The following is a 15,815-nucleotide window of genomic DNA, read 5'->3' on the forward strand; positions in this document are numbered from 1 at the left end:
ACAATAATGGATGATCTACGGGATGATCTACGCATCAATGGCGAACGATTGTGGGTGGCCCTGATGGAACTGGCGCAGATCGGCGCGACAGTGAAGGGTGGCGTCAAGCGCCTGGCCCTGACGGACCTGGACAAGCAGGGGCGCGACCTGGTGGTGCGCTGGGGCCGCGAGGCCGGCATGAGCATCACCATCGACCAGATCGGCAATGTCTTCATGCGCCGCGACGGTACCGACAATGCCCTGCCGCCCGTGATGACGGGCAGCCATATCGACACGCAACCCACGGGCGGCAAGTTCGATGGCAATTACGGCGTGCTGGCGGGCCTGGAAGTGGTGCGCACTCTGAACGACTTGAAAATCAAGACGCAGGCGCCCATCGAAGTGGCCTTCTGGACCAACGAGGAAGGCTCGCGCTTCGTGCCCGTGATGATGGGGTCCGGCGTATTCTGCGGCGCCTTCTCGCTCGAAACCGCGTATGCGGCCAGGGACACGGAGGGCAAGACGGTGGGCGAGGAACTGGCGCGCATCGGATACAAGGGCGAGCAGGTGCCAGGCGAGCATCCCATCGGCGCCTACTTTGAAACGCATATCGAGCAGGGGCCCGTGCTGGAAGACGCGGACAAGGTGATCGGCGTGGTACCTGCCGTGATGGGGCTGTCGTGGTACGACTGCGTCGTGACGGGCATGGAGGCGCATGCGGGACCCACGCCCATGGGACTGCGCAAGGACGCGCTGCAGGTGGCCACCACGATCATGCAGGAAGTGGTTGCCATCGCCAACCGCTATCCGCCATATGGCCGCGGCACGGTGGGCATGGTGCAGGTGTTCCCGAACAGCCGCAACGTGATCCCAGGGGAAGTCAAATTCAGCATCGACCTGCGCAATGTGAACGATGAACTGCTCAACACCATGCATGGCGAAATCACGGCCTTCATCGATGCCACGCGCACCGGTACGGGACTGGATATATCTCTTGAACGGGTTTCCTATTACCCGCCATGCCCGTTCCACCCCGATTGCGTTGGCGCCGTGCGCAATGCGACTGAAAAACTCGGCTACTCCGTGATGGACGTGGTGTCCGGCGCCGGCCACGACGCCATCTATGCGGCCAGATTGGCGCCGGCCGGCATGATCTTCGTGCCGTGCAAGGATGGCATCAGTCACAATGAAATCGAGGATGCCAAGCCTGAGCACCTGGCAGCGGGCTGCAATGTGCTGTTGCACGCGATGCTGGAGCGGGCCGTGGCCGTCTAGCTGTCGCTGCGCGGCGGTGCTATGCTGGGAGCCTTGCGACAACAGGCGGCCCAGCGATGAGCATTTCCGATACCGATACCGAGCGGCACCCGGCCGCGCTGCATGCCGCGCGTGGCGGCGAACTGCTGTCCATGGGCGACGCGGCGGGCGCGCAGGCGTCTTTCCAGCAGGCGCTGGTACTTGACCCCGGCAACGCGTTTGCCCTGGCCAACCTGGCCTGGATGCGGGAACAGGAGGGCGCGCTGGAGCACGCCGTGGCCTTGTACCTGCGCGCACTGGCGCAAATGCCCGACGATACGCATCTGCTGCAGAACCTGGGCGCGCTGCTGCTGCGGATGCGTCGCATGGACGAAGCCGAGCAAATCCAGCGCCGCGTGCTGGCGCTGGAGCCCGAACGGTCTTCTGCCTGGTCCAACCTGGGCGTGCTGCAGGCCAGCCTGCAGCGCGAAACACAGGCGGAGCGCTGCTACCGCCGTGCCATGGAACTCGAACCGGCCTACGCGAACGCGCGCTACAACCTCGCCTACCTGCTGCTGCGCCAGGGCCGCCTGGCAGAAGGCTGGAAAATGCTCGAAGCGCGGCCGCAACCGTCCGCGTTTGGCGACTACTTCCACTTCCCGCGCTGGCAGGGAGAGTCGCTGGCCGGCAAGTCGCTGCTGATCTGCCCCGAAGCGGGCATGGGCGATATGCTGCTGCTGTGCCGCTACGTGCCCTTGCTGCGCGATTTGGGCGCGGCCAGCGTGTCGCTACTGTGCCATGCGCCGCTCAAGGCGCTGCTGCAGACCGTGCCTGGCATCGACGAGGTGCAGGCCATCGGCGAGGCGGTCGCGCAGGGCGGACGCGATTATTGGGTCGCCCTGCTGAGCGTTCCCGGCCTGTGCGGTACGGTCCTGGAAACGATACCGTCGAACGTGCCGTATCTGCACGCGGATGCGCGCGCCGTGGCCGCCTGGACCGCGCGCTTGCCGCCCGCGCCGCTGCGCGTGGGCCTGGCCTGGAAAGGCAATCCTGCATTTGAAAACGATGGCGAGCGTTCGCTGGCGGCGCTCGACACGCTGGCGCCGCTGGGAGCGGTGGCCGGCGTGCAGTTTGTCAGCTTGCAGAAGGGCGCCGGCGAGGATGACACTTCGGCGTCACTGGCCCTGGTCGGCGGCGGCGCGGCGCTGGGCGACATGGCCGATACGGCGGCGCTGATCGCCAACCTGGACCTGGTGATCAGCGTCGATACGGCCGTGGCGCACCTGGCGGGCGCGTTGGGTACGCCGTGCTGGCTGCTGCTGCCGCACTACCGGCCCGACTGGCGCTGGCTGGCGGGGCGCAGCGATAGTCCCTGGTATCGCGCAATGCGCCTGTTCCACCAGCCTGCGCCAGGCGGTTGGGCACCGCTGATCGCGCAGGTGGCCGAGCAACTGACGCGCTGGCGACAGAAGACGCTCCCTGCTGGGATAGACTCTTAGTCTTTGGGCTCGGGCTGGAAATCGCGCAGGAACGCCAGCAGCGCGCGCGCCGCGATATCGGCGTCGTCGGCCGTCATGGTTTCCAGCGGATTGTGGCTGATGCCGCCATTGCCGCAGCGCGTAAACAGCATGGCCACGTCGGTGATGGCGGCCATGGCCATGGCATCGTGGCCGGCGCCCGACAGCAGCGCGTATGGTTCGATGCCCACCGATTCCACTGCCTGGGCCAGTTGCGCCATCAGCCACGGCGCGCACGGCGCCGCACGCGCCGACAGCAGCAGCTCCAGCTGATAGTCGATCTGGCGCCGCGCGCAGATGGCGGCGATGCCATCCAAAATATCGTCGACGGCCGCCTGGCGCACGGCATCAACGGCGGCGCGGATGTCGAGCGACAGGATGCAGGCGCCGGCGATCACGTTGACGGAACCGTTGGGCACGTGCAGCTGCCCCACGGTGCCCACCAGCGCTACGCCCTGGTTGCAGCGCTGTTCCACCAGCAGGATGATTTCGGCCGCCGCGCTGGCCGCGTCCTTGCGCATGGTCATGGGCGTGGTGCCTGCATGGCTGGCCACGCCGCCAAGATTGACCAGGTAGCGCGAGCTGCCGGCAATCGCCGTGACGATCCCCAGCGGCAGGTCGCGCTCCAGCAGCACGGGGCCTTGTTCGATGTGTACTTCCACATAGCCGAGCAGATCGGCCGGATCGCGCGCAATGGCACCGATGGCGCTCGCCTCGTGACCGGCGGCAACCAGCGCCTCGCGCATGCTCACGCCATCCGCGTCAACCTGTTCCAGCAGCGACACGTCGAACTTGCCCGTGACGGCCGTGCTGCCCAAAAACGTGCTCTTGAAACGCACGCCTTCCTCCTCGGCGAAGCCGACAATCTCGACGTGGAAGGGCAGCTTTTCACCCCGCTCATGCAGATGGCGCACGACGGCGATCGGCAGCACGATGCCCAGGCGGCCGTCGTACTTGCCGCCGTTGCGTACCGTGTCGTAATGCGATCCCGTCATCAGCGTCTTTGCGCCTGGCGCGTCGGACAGATAGCGGCCGACGACATTGCCGACGGCGTCGATGTGTACCTGCATGCCAGCCTCCCGCATCCAGTCGGCCAGCTGCGCTGCCGTTTTCTGGTGGGCTGGCGTCAGGTAGGCGCAGGTCAGGTTGTAGTCGCTATCGCTCCAGCCGGCCAGGGTTTCCGCGTGCTGCATGATGGCCGGGCCGAAGTCCAGGCGCACGTCGAACAGGTCGTTCAGGCGCAGTTCGGCGATGCGCTTGATCTGCCGCAGCGATTCGGCCAGTTCATCGGCATGGCGGTTTTTCAGGCGCCGCGCAAACGTGGCGATGATGTCCTGGCGCGTCAAGCCTTCGCCCGTCGGGCCCTTGACGGCCAGGATGAAGGGAAAGCCGAACTTGGCGTTGTACTCGCTATTGAGGCGTTGCAGGGTGGCGAATTCGTCGGCACTGCACAGGTTCAGGCCGGACTTGGCCTGCTCGCGCGTCGATTCCGCCGTCAGCTGTCCCGCGATGGCGGCCTTGCCGGCCAGCTCCGGGTGAGCGCGTATCAGTCCCAGCTGCTCTTCGGACGAGGCTTGCGCCAGCACGCGCTGCAGTTCCGCCTTGAGTGCCGTCAGGCTGGCAAACGGCCGGGCGGGGGCCGCGCGCTGGGCGATCCAGGGCGAGTGTTCATAGATGCCGTGCAGCTGCTCGATGAAGCCGGCGTGGCTGTTGGCGTTCAGGTCTGAAAGGGTGGTCATGGTTTTCCGATCATGCAAGCGGTGATGATAGCGCCCCGTTCCTGCATCCATTATATGCGCGTGCTGATAGCGGCTATCGCTGTACCAGCGCCTTGGCAGCCGCGCTGACCTGGTCGCGCAGCCATTTGTGTTCGGGCGCCTGGTGCACGCGTTGGTGCCACAGCTGGTAAAAGCGCATCGGCGGGAATTTCAATGGCACGGTATACGTTTTCAGCGGCAGGGTTTTTTCATAGAAGCGCATGAACTGCCGGCCCGTGGTGAGTACCAGGTCCGTCTGCGTCAGCATGTAGGGGATCAGGCCGAAATACGCCGATTCCACCACCACGTTGCGTTGCAGGTTTTGCCGTTCGAGGAAGGAATCGATCACGCCGTGGTAGCCAGGCATCATCTGCGACGGTGCCACGTGGGGCAGGCTCAGATAATCGTCGAGCGTCATGGCGTCGCTGGCCGTGCGCCGCGCATAGGCGTTTTCCGCATGCATGGCGCAGATGATGGGGTCTTCAAACAGTTTCGAGATATGCAGATGCGCGGGCGGCTCGTCCCAGTTGGCGATGACCAGGTCCAGGCCACCATCGGAGAGTTGGCGGATATGGTCGATGCCCGGCCCCAGGCTATGCAGCACGACGCGGCTTTTCGGTGAACCGCGGCGCAGCAGGGCTACCACGTTGGGCAGGAACTGGCTGTCCAGGTAGTCGGGCGCGGCGATATGGAAGGTACGCGCCTCTTCCTGCGCCACGAACGGCGTCTTCTTGACGAACAGGCTCTCCGTCTGGTCGAGGATGCGCTTGGCCGGATTGAGCAGGCTTTCGCCATGCTGGGTCGGCACCATGCCGCGCGCGCCGCGCACCAGCAGCGGGTCGCCCGTCAATTCGCGCAGCTTGCGCAGCGAGGCGGAAATCGAAGGCTGCGGCTGATTGAGTTTCAGTGCCACGCGCGAGACATTCTTTTCCACCAGCAGCAGGTAGAGGATGCGGATCAGGTGCAGGTCGAGGTGTTGCGGCAGGCTGGACATGTGGCGGCGGCTCTGTTGTATATCGATTTGAATATGTCAAATATACGATATTTTTCATGTGATGGGCGGTAAATCCGTTTATCTTGTGTAGATTGGCACGAATATGGGTTCGGTCTGACTAGAGGAAATTTATGGAAGTATTTGCCTACCTGATTCCGTACGGCCTGGAGTGGCTGAACCTGATCGTCCGCTGGCTGCACGTCATCACGGGCATCGCCTGGATCGGTGCTTCCTTTTATTTTGTCTGGCTCGACAACTCGATACGTCCGCCCGCGCCCGGCTCCGAGCTGGCGCAGAAGGGCGTGGCGGGAGAATTGTGGGCCGTGCATGGCGGCGGCTTTTATAACCCGCAAAAATACCTGGTGGCGCCCGCGGAACTGCCGAAGGAACTGCACTGGTTCAAGTGGGAAGCATATTCGACCTGGCTGTCCGGCTTTGCGCTGCTCACCATCGCGTATTACTTCAATGCGCAGGCCATGATGATCGACAAATCCGTGGCCGATCTGTCCAGCGGCCAGGCCGTCGGCATCGGCATCGCCACCCTCGTCATCGGCTGGACCGTGTACGACCTGCTGTGCCGTTCCCCGCTGGCCAAACATGAACTGTGGTTCGGCGTGACGGTGTTCGCGCTGATCGTCGGCGCCGCGTATGTGCTCACGCATTTGTTGAGCGGACGCGCCGCCTATATCCACGTGGGCGCCATGATCGGCACCATTATGGTGGCCAATGTGCTGATGCTGATCATTCCCGGCCAGCGCAAGATGGTCGAAGCCATGGCGGCCGGCAAGCTGCCCGACCCCAAATACGGCTTGAAGGCCAAGCAGCGCAGTGTGCATAACAATTATTTTACCTTGCCCGTGCTGTTCATCATGATCAGCAACCACTACGCGATGACCTATCGGAATGATCATGCGTGGCTGGTGCTGGCGCTGATCATGGCGGCTGGCGTCTTCATTCGCCACTTCTTCAACCTGCGCCACAAGGGCCGGGTCGAGTGGCGCTATCCGGCCATCGGCGTGGCCCTGCTGTTGGGCGTGGCCGTGGCCATCGCGCCGAAAGCGCCCGTGGCCATGGCGGCTGCGCCTGCGCTGGACCCGGCCGCGCAGTTCAAGAGCGTGCATGCCATCATCGCCCAGCGCTGCGCCACCTGCCATTCGGTCCGGCCCACGCAGCCCGGTTTCGCCACGGCGCCGGCCGGCATGATGCTGGATAATGAAGGCGAAATTCGCCAGCACGCGGCGCAAATCTACAAGCAGGCCATCGAGCTCAAAGCCATGCCGATCGGCAACCTGACCAACATGACCGACGCCGAGCGCAGTGAACTGGGCGCCTGGCTGCAACAGACCATGCAAGGAGCAAAATGACAACGCACGCAGAACGGATCACGGCCTGGATCGACGATCACTTCGACGAGGAAGTCGCATTTTTACAGAAGGTGGTGCAGCAGCCGACGGATACGCCGCCCGGCAACAACGCGCCCCATGCGGAGCTGGTGGCGCAGCTGCTGCAGGCGTATGGCTGGAACGCCGAAAAGCACGCAGTCCCAAACGATCAGGTGGAAGCGTACGGCATGCAGAGCATTACCAACCTGATCGTGCGCCGACCTTACGGCGCAGGCGGGCCGACGGTGGCCCTGAATGCGCATGGCGACGTGGTGCCGCCTGGCGACAACTGGACCTATCCGCCGTATGGCGGCCAGATCGACGGCGGCTATATGTACGGCCGCGCGACGGCCGTCTCGAAAGGCGATTTCGCCACCTATGTATTTGCCGCGCGCGCGCTGGAGGCACTGGGCATTCCGCTCAAAGGGCAACTGGAACTGCATTTTACCTACGACGAGGAATTCGGTGGCTTGCTGGGGCCGGGCTGGCTGCTGGAACAGCAGTTGACGAAGCCCGATTTCGTCATCGCCGCCGGTTTCAGCTATGGCATCGTCACGGCGCACAACGCCTGCCTGCAGCTGGAAATCACCGTGCACGGCAAGTCGGGCCATGGTTCCATGCCGGAGACGGGCCATGATGCGCTGCAGGCGGCCAACAAGATCCTCAACGCCATCTACGGCCAGTTGCCGGAGCTGAAAAAGATCAAATCCAAAGTGGCCGGCATCGACTCGCCCACCATGCTGGTGGGCCGCATCGACGGCGGCACGAATACCAATGTGGTGCCGGGCAAGGTCGTCATGAAGATGGACCGCCGCATGATCCCCGAAGAAGACCCGGTGGCGGTGGAGGCGCAGGTGCGCGCGCTGATCGAGGACGCCGTGCGCGGCGAGCCTGGCATCCGCATCGAGATCCGCCGCCTGCTGCTGTCGCACGCGCTGCGCCCCTTGCCCGGCTCCGGGCAACTGGTCGGCAGCCTGCAAAAGAATGCGCAAGCCATCCTCGGCGAGACGATTCCCGCCGTCGGTACGCCCCTGTATGCGGATGCGCGCCTGTATGGCGAACGGGGAATCCCGGCGGTGCTGTATGGCGCCGGTCCGCGCACGGTGCCCGAATCGAACGCAAAAAAGGCCGATGAGCGCCTGGCGCTGGACGACTTGCGCAAGGCCAGCAAGATCGTCGCCTTGACACTGCTCGACTTCCTGGCCGCTTGACAAGGCGGCGACTATGCCGCTTGCATCCGGTAAGATGCATGCTTGGAAAATCGAGGAGGCAGCATGGATTTGACTGGCAAGAGGACGATAAGGGAACTGGCGACCGACCTGGCCGCCGGCTGCATCACCAGCGTGGAACTGACGCAGCGCATGCTGGCGCGCGCCGAGGCGCACCGGGCGCAGGGCGGCCATGCCTATGTCAGCCTCGATGGCGAACAGGCGCTGATGGAAGCGCGTGCCAGCGACGCTGCGCGCGCGGCCGGCTGGGTGCCTTCGCCACTGGCCGGCGTACCCATCTCGATCAAGGACCTGTTCGACGTCAGGGGGCAGGTCAGTAGCGCCGCCTCGCTGGCGTTGGCCGACGCGCCGCCCGCCGTTGCCGATGCGGGCGCCGTGGCGCGTCTGCGCGCGGCCGGCGCCATCCTGCTGGGCCGCACCAACATGAGTGAATTTGCATTCTCCGGCCTGGGCTTGAATCCCCATTACGGCACGCCGCGTAATCCGCATGACCGCGCACGCGTGGCGGGCGGCTCTACCTCGGGCGGTGCCGTCACGGTGGCTTTTGCGATGGCGGCCGGCGCGCTTGGCACGGACACGGGCGGCTCGATCCGCATCCCGTCCGCCTTTTGCGGCCTGACCGGCTTCAAGCCGACGGCGGCTTCCGTGTCGCTGGCCGGTACGGTGCCCTTGTCGCGCTCCCTGGACTCGGCCGGGCCCATCGCGCACAGCGTCGATTGCTGCGCCATTTTGTACGCAGCGCTGTCGGGCCATGACATCGGCGCCCAGGCGCCAGCACTGAAAGGCCTGCGCTTCGGTTTTACTTCCGATTACGTCGGTACGCACGTGGCGCCGCAGGTGCAGCAGGCTTTCGACGCCGCGCTGGACAAGCTGCGGCAAGCCGGCGCACTGGTGGAACAGTTCTATTTCCCTGAATTGCTGGAACTGCCGACGATGAATGGCGGCGGCGGCCTGGTGGCGGCGGAAGCCTGGCACTGGCACAGGGTGTTGCTGGAAGAGAAGGGCGCCCAGTACGACCAGCGCGTGGCGGCGCGCATCCGCCGCGGCCAGCAGCAAGGCGCGGCCGACTACATCGACTTGCTCGATGCGCGTGCGCGCCTGATCGCCATCGCCCAGCGGCGCCTGGCGCCATTCGATGCCTGGCTGATGCCCAGCGTTGCTATTCTTGCGCCGGAAGTCGCGCCCCTGGAAGCGGACGACGCCACTTTCTTTGCCACGAATGGCTTGGTGCTGCGCAACGCCAGCGTGATCAACTTCCTCGACGGTTGCGCCTTGTCCCTGCCTTGCCATGCCGACGGTGAACTGCCCGTGGGGTTGGGCATTTGCGGTCTGGCCGGCGCGGATGAAAGAGTGCTGCAAATTGGCCGGGCGGTCGAGATATTGTTAGGTGCACAACAATAAATAGTGCTGAGGTGCAGGAAAATGCCAACTCTGTCATGATGGCTGGCATTGACATGAGATAGTCGCGCTTGCGCGCCGGCAAACTTCACACTGTGCACCGATACGACCTGATTAGCTGTCATGACTGCGGCGTGCTGTACCGCAAACGTCCGTTGCGTCCGCGCGAGAAGGCGCGCTGCATCCGTTGCCGCTCGGTGCTATACCGCGCCGCGCCAGGCCGCGGCGCCCACGCGCGGGGCGCCTCGGCCGAATTGACCAAGGTGGTGGCGTTGACCCTGGGCGCCGCCCTGGTCTTCCTGATCGCGCAGTTCTTCCCCATCGTCGAACTCGACGTCAATGGCCTGACCTCCAGCGCCACCTTGCTCGGCTCCATCCGCGTGCTGTGGTCCGAGCAGATGCAGGTGGTGGCGACCATGGTGTTCCTGTTTACCATTCTCTTCCCGGCCATCGAACTGGGCTCTCTGCTGTATGTGGCGCTGGGCCTGCGTGGCGGCGTCAAGGTCCCCGGCTTTAACCGCGTGCTGCGCGCCGTGCAGACGGCGCGCGAGTGGGGCATGACGGAGGTGCTGATGATCGGCATCCTGATTACCGTCGTCAAGATGACCAGCCTGGCCACGGTGCTGCCGCAACCGGGGCTGTTCGCGTTTGGCGCGCTGACCCTGATGCTGGCCATCGTTGTCTCGTTCGATCCGAAGGCCTTGTGGAACCTGGGCGACGACCTGACCCGTCAAGCACTGCCCGGCATCCGCTACAAGGCCTTCGCACCGGGCGAGAAGGTGCTGCCCTGCCATGCCTGCGGCCTGGTGGCGCCACCCCTGGACAACGGCAAGCACCTGGCCTGCGTGCGCTGCGGCACGGCCCTGCATGTACGCAAACCGGATAGCGTCAACCGCACCTGGGCCTTGCTGATCGCCGCCATGATCCTCTACATTCCCGCCAACCTGCTGCCCGTGATGGTCACGTACACGCTGTTTGGCGCGCAAAATGACACCATCATGAGCGGCGTGGTGCTGTTCTGGACCAGCGGCTCGAAAGGCCTGGCCATCATCATTTTCATCGCCAGCGTGGTCGTACCCATGCTCAAGCTGGGCGTGCTGGCGCTGCTGGCGTTCACGGCGCAGCGGCGTTCGCGCTGGCGGCCGCGCCAGCGCACCATCTTGTACCGCATGGTCGAATTCATCGGCCGCTGGTCCATGCTCGACATCTTTGTCGTCACCCTGACGGTGGCGCTGGTGCGCTTCAAGTCGCTGGCCGTGATCACGGCCGGTCCCGGCGCGCTGGCCTTTGGCGCCGTGGTGGTGCTGACCATGCTGGCGGCGATGCAGTTCGACCCGCGCCTGATCTGGGATCCCGTCGACGGACAGGTGCCTGGCGAGGAAGAACCCGTGGTGGTGGCAAATACCGGAAACAATACAGTGATTGGAGAACAGCATGTCTGACAAAGAAGCGGGCGGCCTTGCCGAAACGGGTGGCCGTCCATTGCCGGAACCCGATGTGGAGCAGGGCAGCCGCTGGCTGCCGTCGCTGGTATGGCTCATTCCGCTGCTCGCCGCGCTGATCGGCGCCGGCCTGGCCGCTAAGTCCATTCTTGACCAGGGCCCGACGGTAACGGTCAGCTTCAAGAGCGCCGAAGGCCTGGAGCCGGGCAAGACCAAGGTCAAGTACAAGGATGTCGACATCGGCCAGGTACGCGCCATTACCCTCGGCGACGACTTGAGCAAGGTGCTGGTGACGATTGACATGAGCAAGGAAGCGCGGCGCTTCGCCACCGCAGATTCGCGCTTCTGGGTAGTGCGCCCGCAGATCGGTGCGAGCGGCGTGACGGGCCTGGGCACCTTGCTGTCGGGCGCCTACATCGGCGTCGACACGGGCAAGTCGGAAGCCAAGAAGGACAATTTCATCGGCATGGAGAATCCGCCCGCCGTGGCGGGCGACCAGAAGGGCAAGCTGTACACCCTGCATGCGGACTCCCTCGGTTCCGTCGACGTGGGTTCGCCCCTGTTCTTCCACCGCCTGCGCGTGGGCAAGGTGGTCAGCTTCGCGCTGGACAAGGATGGCAATGGCATCACCATGTCGGTCTTCGTGAACGCGCCGTATGACCAGTTTGTCGGCAAGAATGCGCGCTGGTGGCATGCCAGCGGCGTCGACGTGCGCCTCGATTCCAACGGCTTCAAGCTGAACACGCAGTCGCTCGCCGCCATGCTGGTGGGCGGCATCGCCTTCGAGGCGGAAAATGGCCGCAAGCCCGAGGAACCCGCGCCGGCCGATAGCAATTTCCGTTTGGCGGCCGACGAGGCCAGCGCCATGCGCGAGCCCGATGGTGAAGCCATTACCACCGTGTTCTATTTCGACCAGTCCCTGCGCGGCTTGCAGCCTGGCGCCACGGTGGACTTTCGCGGTATCGTGCTGGGCGAGGTGCGCTCGGTGGGTATCGAGTTCGACCCTGTGAAGAAGAACTTCCGCATGCCCGTCACCGTCAATCTGTATCCTGCCCGCCTGGGGATGCGCTTCAAGACGGCCGTCGACGATGCGGAAGGCTCGGCTGGGCACCAGCTGCTCGAACGCATGGTCAGCCGTGGCTTGCGCGCCCAGCTACGCACGGGCAACCTGCTCACCAGCCAGTTGTACATCGCGCTGGACTTCTTCCCGAAAGCGCCGAAGGTGGCGCTGGAGCTGAACAAGTATCCGCTGGAAGTGCCCACCGTGCCGAATACCCTCGACGAACTGCAGACGCAGATCGCCAGCATCGCCCGCAAGCTCGACCAGGTGCCATACGCGGAGATCGGTAACAACCTGAACGCCACCATCAAGCAGGCCAATACCCTGTTCAAGCAGCTCGATGGCCAGGTGGTGCCGGAAATGCGCGATACCTTGACGGCGGCGAAACAGACCTTCGGCACGGCCGAACAGGTGCTGCAAAAGGATTCGCCGCTGCAGTCGGATGTGCGCCAGGCCTTGCAGCAGCTGACGCAAACCCTGCAATCGCTCAACGCCCTGTCGGATTACCTGGAGCGTCACCCCGAGTCCCTGATCCGCGGTAAAAAAGGAGATGAAAAATGATGAAGCCTGTCCTTGCAACCTTCGCCGCGCTGCTGGCGACCGTCCTGCTGGGCGCCTGCTCCACGCCCCAACCCGAGCATTTCTATACGCTCGGCGGCGGCGCCGACGCGCAGCCGGCCAAGCCCGTGAAATACTATGTTGAGGTGCTGGCCGTCAGCGTGCCGCAGCAGGTGAGCCGCAACCAGTTTGTCGTGACGGCGCCATCGGGACGCATCGAATTGTTGGAGCAGCAGCGCTGGGCGGGGCCGCTGGCCGGCGAGATCGGCCAGGCCCTGTCTACGGCCGTGACAAACGACCTGGGCGCCATCGATGTGTTCCGCACGCCGCATCCGGACAACCTGCCCGTATACCGCATCAGCACCAATGTGCAGCGTTTTGAGTCCGTGATGGGCCAGTATGCGCTGATCGATGCCGTGTGGAGCGTGCGCCAGCTGGCCAGCAACAAGGTGCTCACTTGCCGCACGATCGCCAATGAAAAAGTGGGCGCAGGCTACGATGAACTGGTGCTCGGTCATCGCCGTGCCGTGAACCGCATCGCCGCCGATGCGGCGGGCGTGGTGCGCGCTTTTGACAACGGCAACGCTGCCTGCCCGGCCGCCTGAGCCGCTTTCCGCTACCCAGTCCAGGTGGCCGCTGGTAAAATTCGGCCATGGGAATGACCTTGTTCACGCGCCGCTTTGCCGCCTGGATCGCCTGTTTCGCGATCCTGCTGGCGGCGCTCGCGCCGTCGATTTCCCAGGCCGTCGCCAATGCCAAGCAGGAGTCCGGCTCCGGCTGGGCGGAAATCTGCTCGGTGGCCGGCATCCGTTTTGTCCAGCTTGTCCAGGTCGACGATGATGGTGCCGCCGATGGCAAGTCTGGCGGCAAGGCCATGCAGATGGAGCATTGCGCCTTCTGTTCCACGCATGCGGGTTCCGTGGGCCTGCCGCCCTCCAACCCCGTGCTGCCGCTGCCCTTCGCCAGCGGCACGGCGATTTTCCCGGCCCTGTACTACCAGTCCCCATCCCCACTGTTCATCTGGTCCACCGCGCAGTCGCGCGCGCCGCCTGCCCTCGTCTGAGTTTTGCATTTTCAATGTTGGCGCTGTCCACCTTGCGGTGTGACGCGCCGCATCCGCACACTTATACGAGAATCACATGAACAAGAAACTGTTGGTGCTGGCCGTGGCCATCACCCTGGCTTACCCCTGCGCGCAGGCGCAGCAACTTGACCAAACTGATCACGCCATCGACACCGTCGTCGTTTCCGGCTCACGCGCGCAAGCGTGGCTGTCCGAGACGCCGCAGGCCATCGGCGTCGTCAATGCCAAAACCCTGGAACGTGACAAGCCCAAGACCATGGGCGATATCCTCAACCGCATCGCCGGCGTGTACTGGAATGACCTGGGCAACGAGCAGCACAGCATGAGCATCCGCCAGCCCATCGGCACGAATGCCGTCTACCAGTACCTGGAAGACGGCATTCCCATCCGCCCGCTGGGCGTTTTCAACCATAACTCGCTCAATGAAATGAACATGGCGGGGGCGAGCGGCGTGGAAGTGGTGAAGGGCGCCGCTTCGTCGCTGTATGGCAGCAATGCCGTCGGCGGCGCCGTCAATTTTCTGACGGCAGGCGCCAGTGCGACGCCGACGGCCAAGGTGGGTGTGCGGCGCGATAACGTGGCCGGCTTCACCCGCTACGACACCTCCGCCAGCGATACCTGGGGTCCGTTGGGACTGCGCTTTTCCCACTACAGTTCGCGCCGTTCGCGCGACAACTGGCAAGCGTACAGCTATGGCGACAAGGATTCGTTTTCGCTGCGCGCCGACTATGCGCTCAGCCCCACCTCGCAGCTGCGCGCCACCATCGTTCACACGGATCTCGATGCGGCCATGACGGGCAGCCTGTTCGAGAACGATTACCGCAACAATCGCGGCAAGAGTTTGAACACGTTTACCTACCGCAAGGACAAGACCACGCGCATGAATCTGGCGTGGGAAGGGCAGACGACGGCCAATGGCACGAGCACCGTCACCGTGTTTACCCGCAAGAATGACCATGGGCAGATTCCTGCGTATTCCATCGGCAGTTGTGTGGGTATGCTGTGCAAGGGTGTCATCAATAACAACCACGTCGATTCGCTGGGGCTGGACGTGAAACACCAGCAGAATTTCGCGTGGCTGAACGCCCGCCTGATCTTTGGTGTGTACGTGGACAAGAGCGACAATCCCTTTGTCAGCGACAACCTGTCCATCGTGCGCGATGCCGCCACGGGCCGCTACCTGCGCTATACGCTGGCCAATGCGAGCAATCCGCAGGGCGTGCGCGATTACCAGACGGACATTCTGAACACGGCTGTCTTCGCGCAATGGGAATTTTCTCCGCTGGAGGGCATGCGCGTGGTGCTGGGCGGCCGTTCGGACGCCATCCGCTACGATTACCATAACAAGCTGGCACCCGGCGGCAGCGTCAATTATGGCGCCCCCGACGAGTCGCGCAGCTTTTCCCACGTCAGCCCGAAGCTGGGCGCCACCTACGCCATTGGTCATGCTGGCAGCGCGTATGCAAACGTCAGCCAGGGCTTCACGCCGCCCGAAGTGAGCCAGCTATATGGCAAGACGGGCATCGCCGACCTGCAGCCGTCCGTCTACAACAACTATGAACTGGGCTTGCGCTGGGCCTTCCTGCAGGGCCGCTTGAAACTCGACACGGCCCTGTACCGGCTCGACGGGCGCGATACCATCGTCAGCTATACGCTCTCGCCGGGCAACAGCGAAAACCGCAATGCGGGACGCACGCGCAGCGAAGGCCTGGAGCTGGGCCTGAACTACGACAGCGGCCCGTTCGACGCGCGCTTCGCCACGGCCATCGCGCGCCACCGCTACCTGCGCTACCAGGTGTCCGCCAGCCTCGATTACAGCGGCCGCGCCATGCCGCAGGCGCCGCGCGACATCACCTCGTTCGAGATCGGCTACAAGCCCGTGGCCGGCGCCAGGGCGGCGCTCGAAGTCGTGCACCAGGGCCGCTACTGGATGAACAATGCCAACACGGTGGAGTACAAGGGCCACGCCTTGCTGAACCTGCGCGCCAGCTACCAGCTTGCGCGCGGCCTGGAAGCGTGGGCGCAGGTGCGCAACCTGGCCGATAAACGCTATGCCGATTCGGCCAGCAGCAGCTATGCCGGCACGGGCAGTTACGCGGCTAATACACAGAACCAGTACACGCCCGGTGCGCCGCGCAGCGTGATGCTGGGCCTGGGCTATACCTTCAACGCACTGTGAGGA

Annotated in this window: 12 protein-coding genes; 10 read left to right on the forward strand and 2 right to left on the reverse strand. The window is 64.2% G+C overall.

Annotated features, from left to right (window positions below; translation table 11 throughout):
• Positions 1-6 precede the first annotated feature (6 nt).
• Positions 7-1,254, forward strand: coding sequence for a Zn-dependent hydrolase (locus ACQ4WP_RS20125; RefSeq protein ID WP_436523711.1), 1,248 nt, complete (start codon positions 7-9; stop codon positions 1,252-1,254).
• A 56-nt stretch (positions 1,255-1,310) separates the two neighbouring features.
• Complete coding sequence (locus ACQ4WP_RS20130; RefSeq protein WP_436523713.1) at positions 1,311-2,711, forward strand: tetratricopeptide repeat protein; 1,401 nt, start codon at positions 1,311-1,313, stop codon at positions 2,709-2,711.
• Here the strand turns inward: ACQ4WP_RS20130 and ACQ4WP_RS20135 are convergent.
• On the reverse strand, positions 2,708-4,468 hold the full coding sequence (locus ACQ4WP_RS20135; RefSeq protein WP_436523715.1) for an allantoate amidohydrolase: 1,761 nt from the start codon (positions 4,466-4,468) through the stop codon (positions 2,708-2,710). The two genes, ACQ4WP_RS20130 and ACQ4WP_RS20135, sit on opposite strands and share 4 nt — an antisense overlap.
• A gap of 73 nt (positions 4,469-4,541) precedes the next feature.
• A complete protein-coding gene (locus ACQ4WP_RS20140; RefSeq protein ID WP_034754583.1) occupies positions 4,542-5,480 on the reverse strand; it encodes a LysR family transcriptional regulator in 939 nt (312 codons plus the stop codon).
• A 131-nt stretch (positions 5,481-5,611) separates the two neighbouring features.
• Between ACQ4WP_RS20140 and ACQ4WP_RS20145 the strand changes: the two genes are divergently transcribed.
• The 8 genes from ACQ4WP_RS20145 to ACQ4WP_RS20180 all read left to right on the forward strand — a co-directional run bounded on the left by ACQ4WP_RS20145 (position 5,612) and on the right by ACQ4WP_RS20180 (position 15,812).
• Positions 5,612-6,844, forward strand: coding sequence for a urate hydroxylase PuuD (locus tag ACQ4WP_RS20145; protein WP_436523717.1), 1,233 nt, complete (start codon positions 5,612-5,614; stop codon positions 6,842-6,844).
• Positions 6,841-8,073, forward strand: a complete 1,233-nt coding sequence (locus ACQ4WP_RS20150) for a M20/M25/M40 family metallo-hydrolase (RefSeq protein WP_436523719.1) — start codon at positions 6,841-6,843, stop codon at positions 8,071-8,073. Before ACQ4WP_RS20145 ends, ACQ4WP_RS20150 begins: the two co-directional genes overlap by 4 nt.
• Before the next feature lie 63 nt (positions 8,074-8,136).
• Positions 8,137-9,492 (forward strand): amidase, encoded by a 1,356-nt coding sequence (locus ACQ4WP_RS20155; protein ID WP_436523721.1) that lies wholly within the window; start codon positions 8,137-8,139, stop codon positions 9,490-9,492.
• A gap of 131 nt (positions 9,493-9,623) precedes the next feature.
• Positions 9,624-10,931 (forward strand): paraquat-inducible protein A, encoded by a 1,308-nt coding sequence (locus ACQ4WP_RS20160; RefSeq protein ID WP_436523723.1) that lies wholly within the window; start codon positions 9,624-9,626, stop codon positions 10,929-10,931.
• Positions 10,924-12,552, forward strand: coding sequence for a PqiB family protein (locus ACQ4WP_RS20165; RefSeq protein ID WP_436523725.1), 1,629 nt, complete (start codon positions 10,924-10,926; stop codon positions 12,550-12,552). The genes ACQ4WP_RS20160 and ACQ4WP_RS20165 overlap by 8 nt, the downstream gene beginning before the upstream one ends.
• The gene (locus ACQ4WP_RS20170) at positions 12,549-13,154 is read left to right on the forward strand and encodes a PqiC family protein (protein WP_436523727.1); all 606 of its coding nucleotides are present in this window, start codon (positions 12,549-12,551) and stop codon (positions 13,152-13,154) included. Before ACQ4WP_RS20165 ends, ACQ4WP_RS20170 begins: the two co-directional genes overlap by 4 nt.
• Before the next feature lie 47 nt (positions 13,155-13,201).
• Positions 13,202-13,612 (forward strand): DUF2946 domain-containing protein, encoded by a 411-nt coding sequence (locus ACQ4WP_RS20175; RefSeq protein ID WP_436523729.1) that lies wholly within the window; start codon positions 13,202-13,204, stop codon positions 13,610-13,612.
• Between the two features lie 76 nt (positions 13,613-13,688).
• Positions 13,689-15,812, forward strand: a complete 2,124-nt coding sequence (locus ACQ4WP_RS20180) for a TonB-dependent receptor family protein (RefSeq protein ID WP_436523731.1) — start codon at positions 13,689-13,691, stop codon at positions 15,810-15,812.
• Positions 15,813-15,815 lie beyond the last annotated feature (3 nt).

The sequence above is a fragment of the Janthinobacterium lyxosi genome (assembly GCF_051380665.1).
Classification (GTDB): domain Bacteria; phylum Pseudomonadota; class Gammaproteobacteria; order Burkholderiales; family Burkholderiaceae_D; genus Janthinobacterium.

What these genes read in the sequence shown, in the direction of transcription:
- ACQ4WP_RS20165 (WP_436523725.1), top strand. Translation starts at nt 10,924, where the DNA reads ATGTCTGACAAAGAAGCGGGCGGCCTTGCCGAAACGGGTGGCCGTCCA.
- ACQ4WP_RS20150 (WP_436523719.1), top strand. Translation starts at nt 6,841, where the DNA reads ATGACAACGCACGCAGAACGGATCACGGCCTGGATCGACGATCACTTC.
- ACQ4WP_RS20125 (WP_436523711.1), top strand. Translation starts at nt 7, where the DNA reads ATGGATGATCTACGGGATGATCTACGCATCAATGGCGAACGATTGTGG.
- ACQ4WP_RS20155 (WP_436523721.1), top strand. Translation starts at nt 8,137, where the DNA reads ATGGATTTGACTGGCAAGAGGACGATAAGGGAACTGGCGACCGACCTG.
- ACQ4WP_RS20145 (WP_436523717.1), top strand. Translation starts at nt 5,612, where the DNA reads ATGGAAGTATTTGCCTACCTGATTCCGTACGGCCTGGAGTGGCTGAAC.
- ACQ4WP_RS20140 (WP_034754583.1), bottom strand. Translation starts at nt 5,480, where the DNA reads ATGTCCAGCCTGCCGCAACACCTCGACCTGCACCTGATCCGCATCCTC.
- ACQ4WP_RS20130 (WP_436523713.1), top strand. Translation starts at nt 1,311, where the DNA reads ATGAGCATTTCCGATACCGATACCGAGCGGCACCCGGCCGCGCTGCAT.
- ACQ4WP_RS20135 (WP_436523715.1), bottom strand. Translation starts at nt 4,468, where the DNA reads ATGACCACCCTTTCAGACCTGAACGCCAACAGCCACGCCGGCTTCATC.
- ACQ4WP_RS20175 (WP_436523729.1), top strand. Translation starts at nt 13,202, where the DNA reads ATGGGAATGACCTTGTTCACGCGCCGCTTTGCCGCCTGGATCGCCTGT.
- ACQ4WP_RS20170 (WP_436523727.1), top strand. Translation starts at nt 12,549, where the DNA reads ATGATGAAGCCTGTCCTTGCAACCTTCGCCGCGCTGCTGGCGACCGTC.
- ACQ4WP_RS20180 (WP_436523731.1), top strand. Translation starts at nt 13,689, where the DNA reads ATGAACAAGAAACTGTTGGTGCTGGCCGTGGCCATCACCCTGGCTTAC.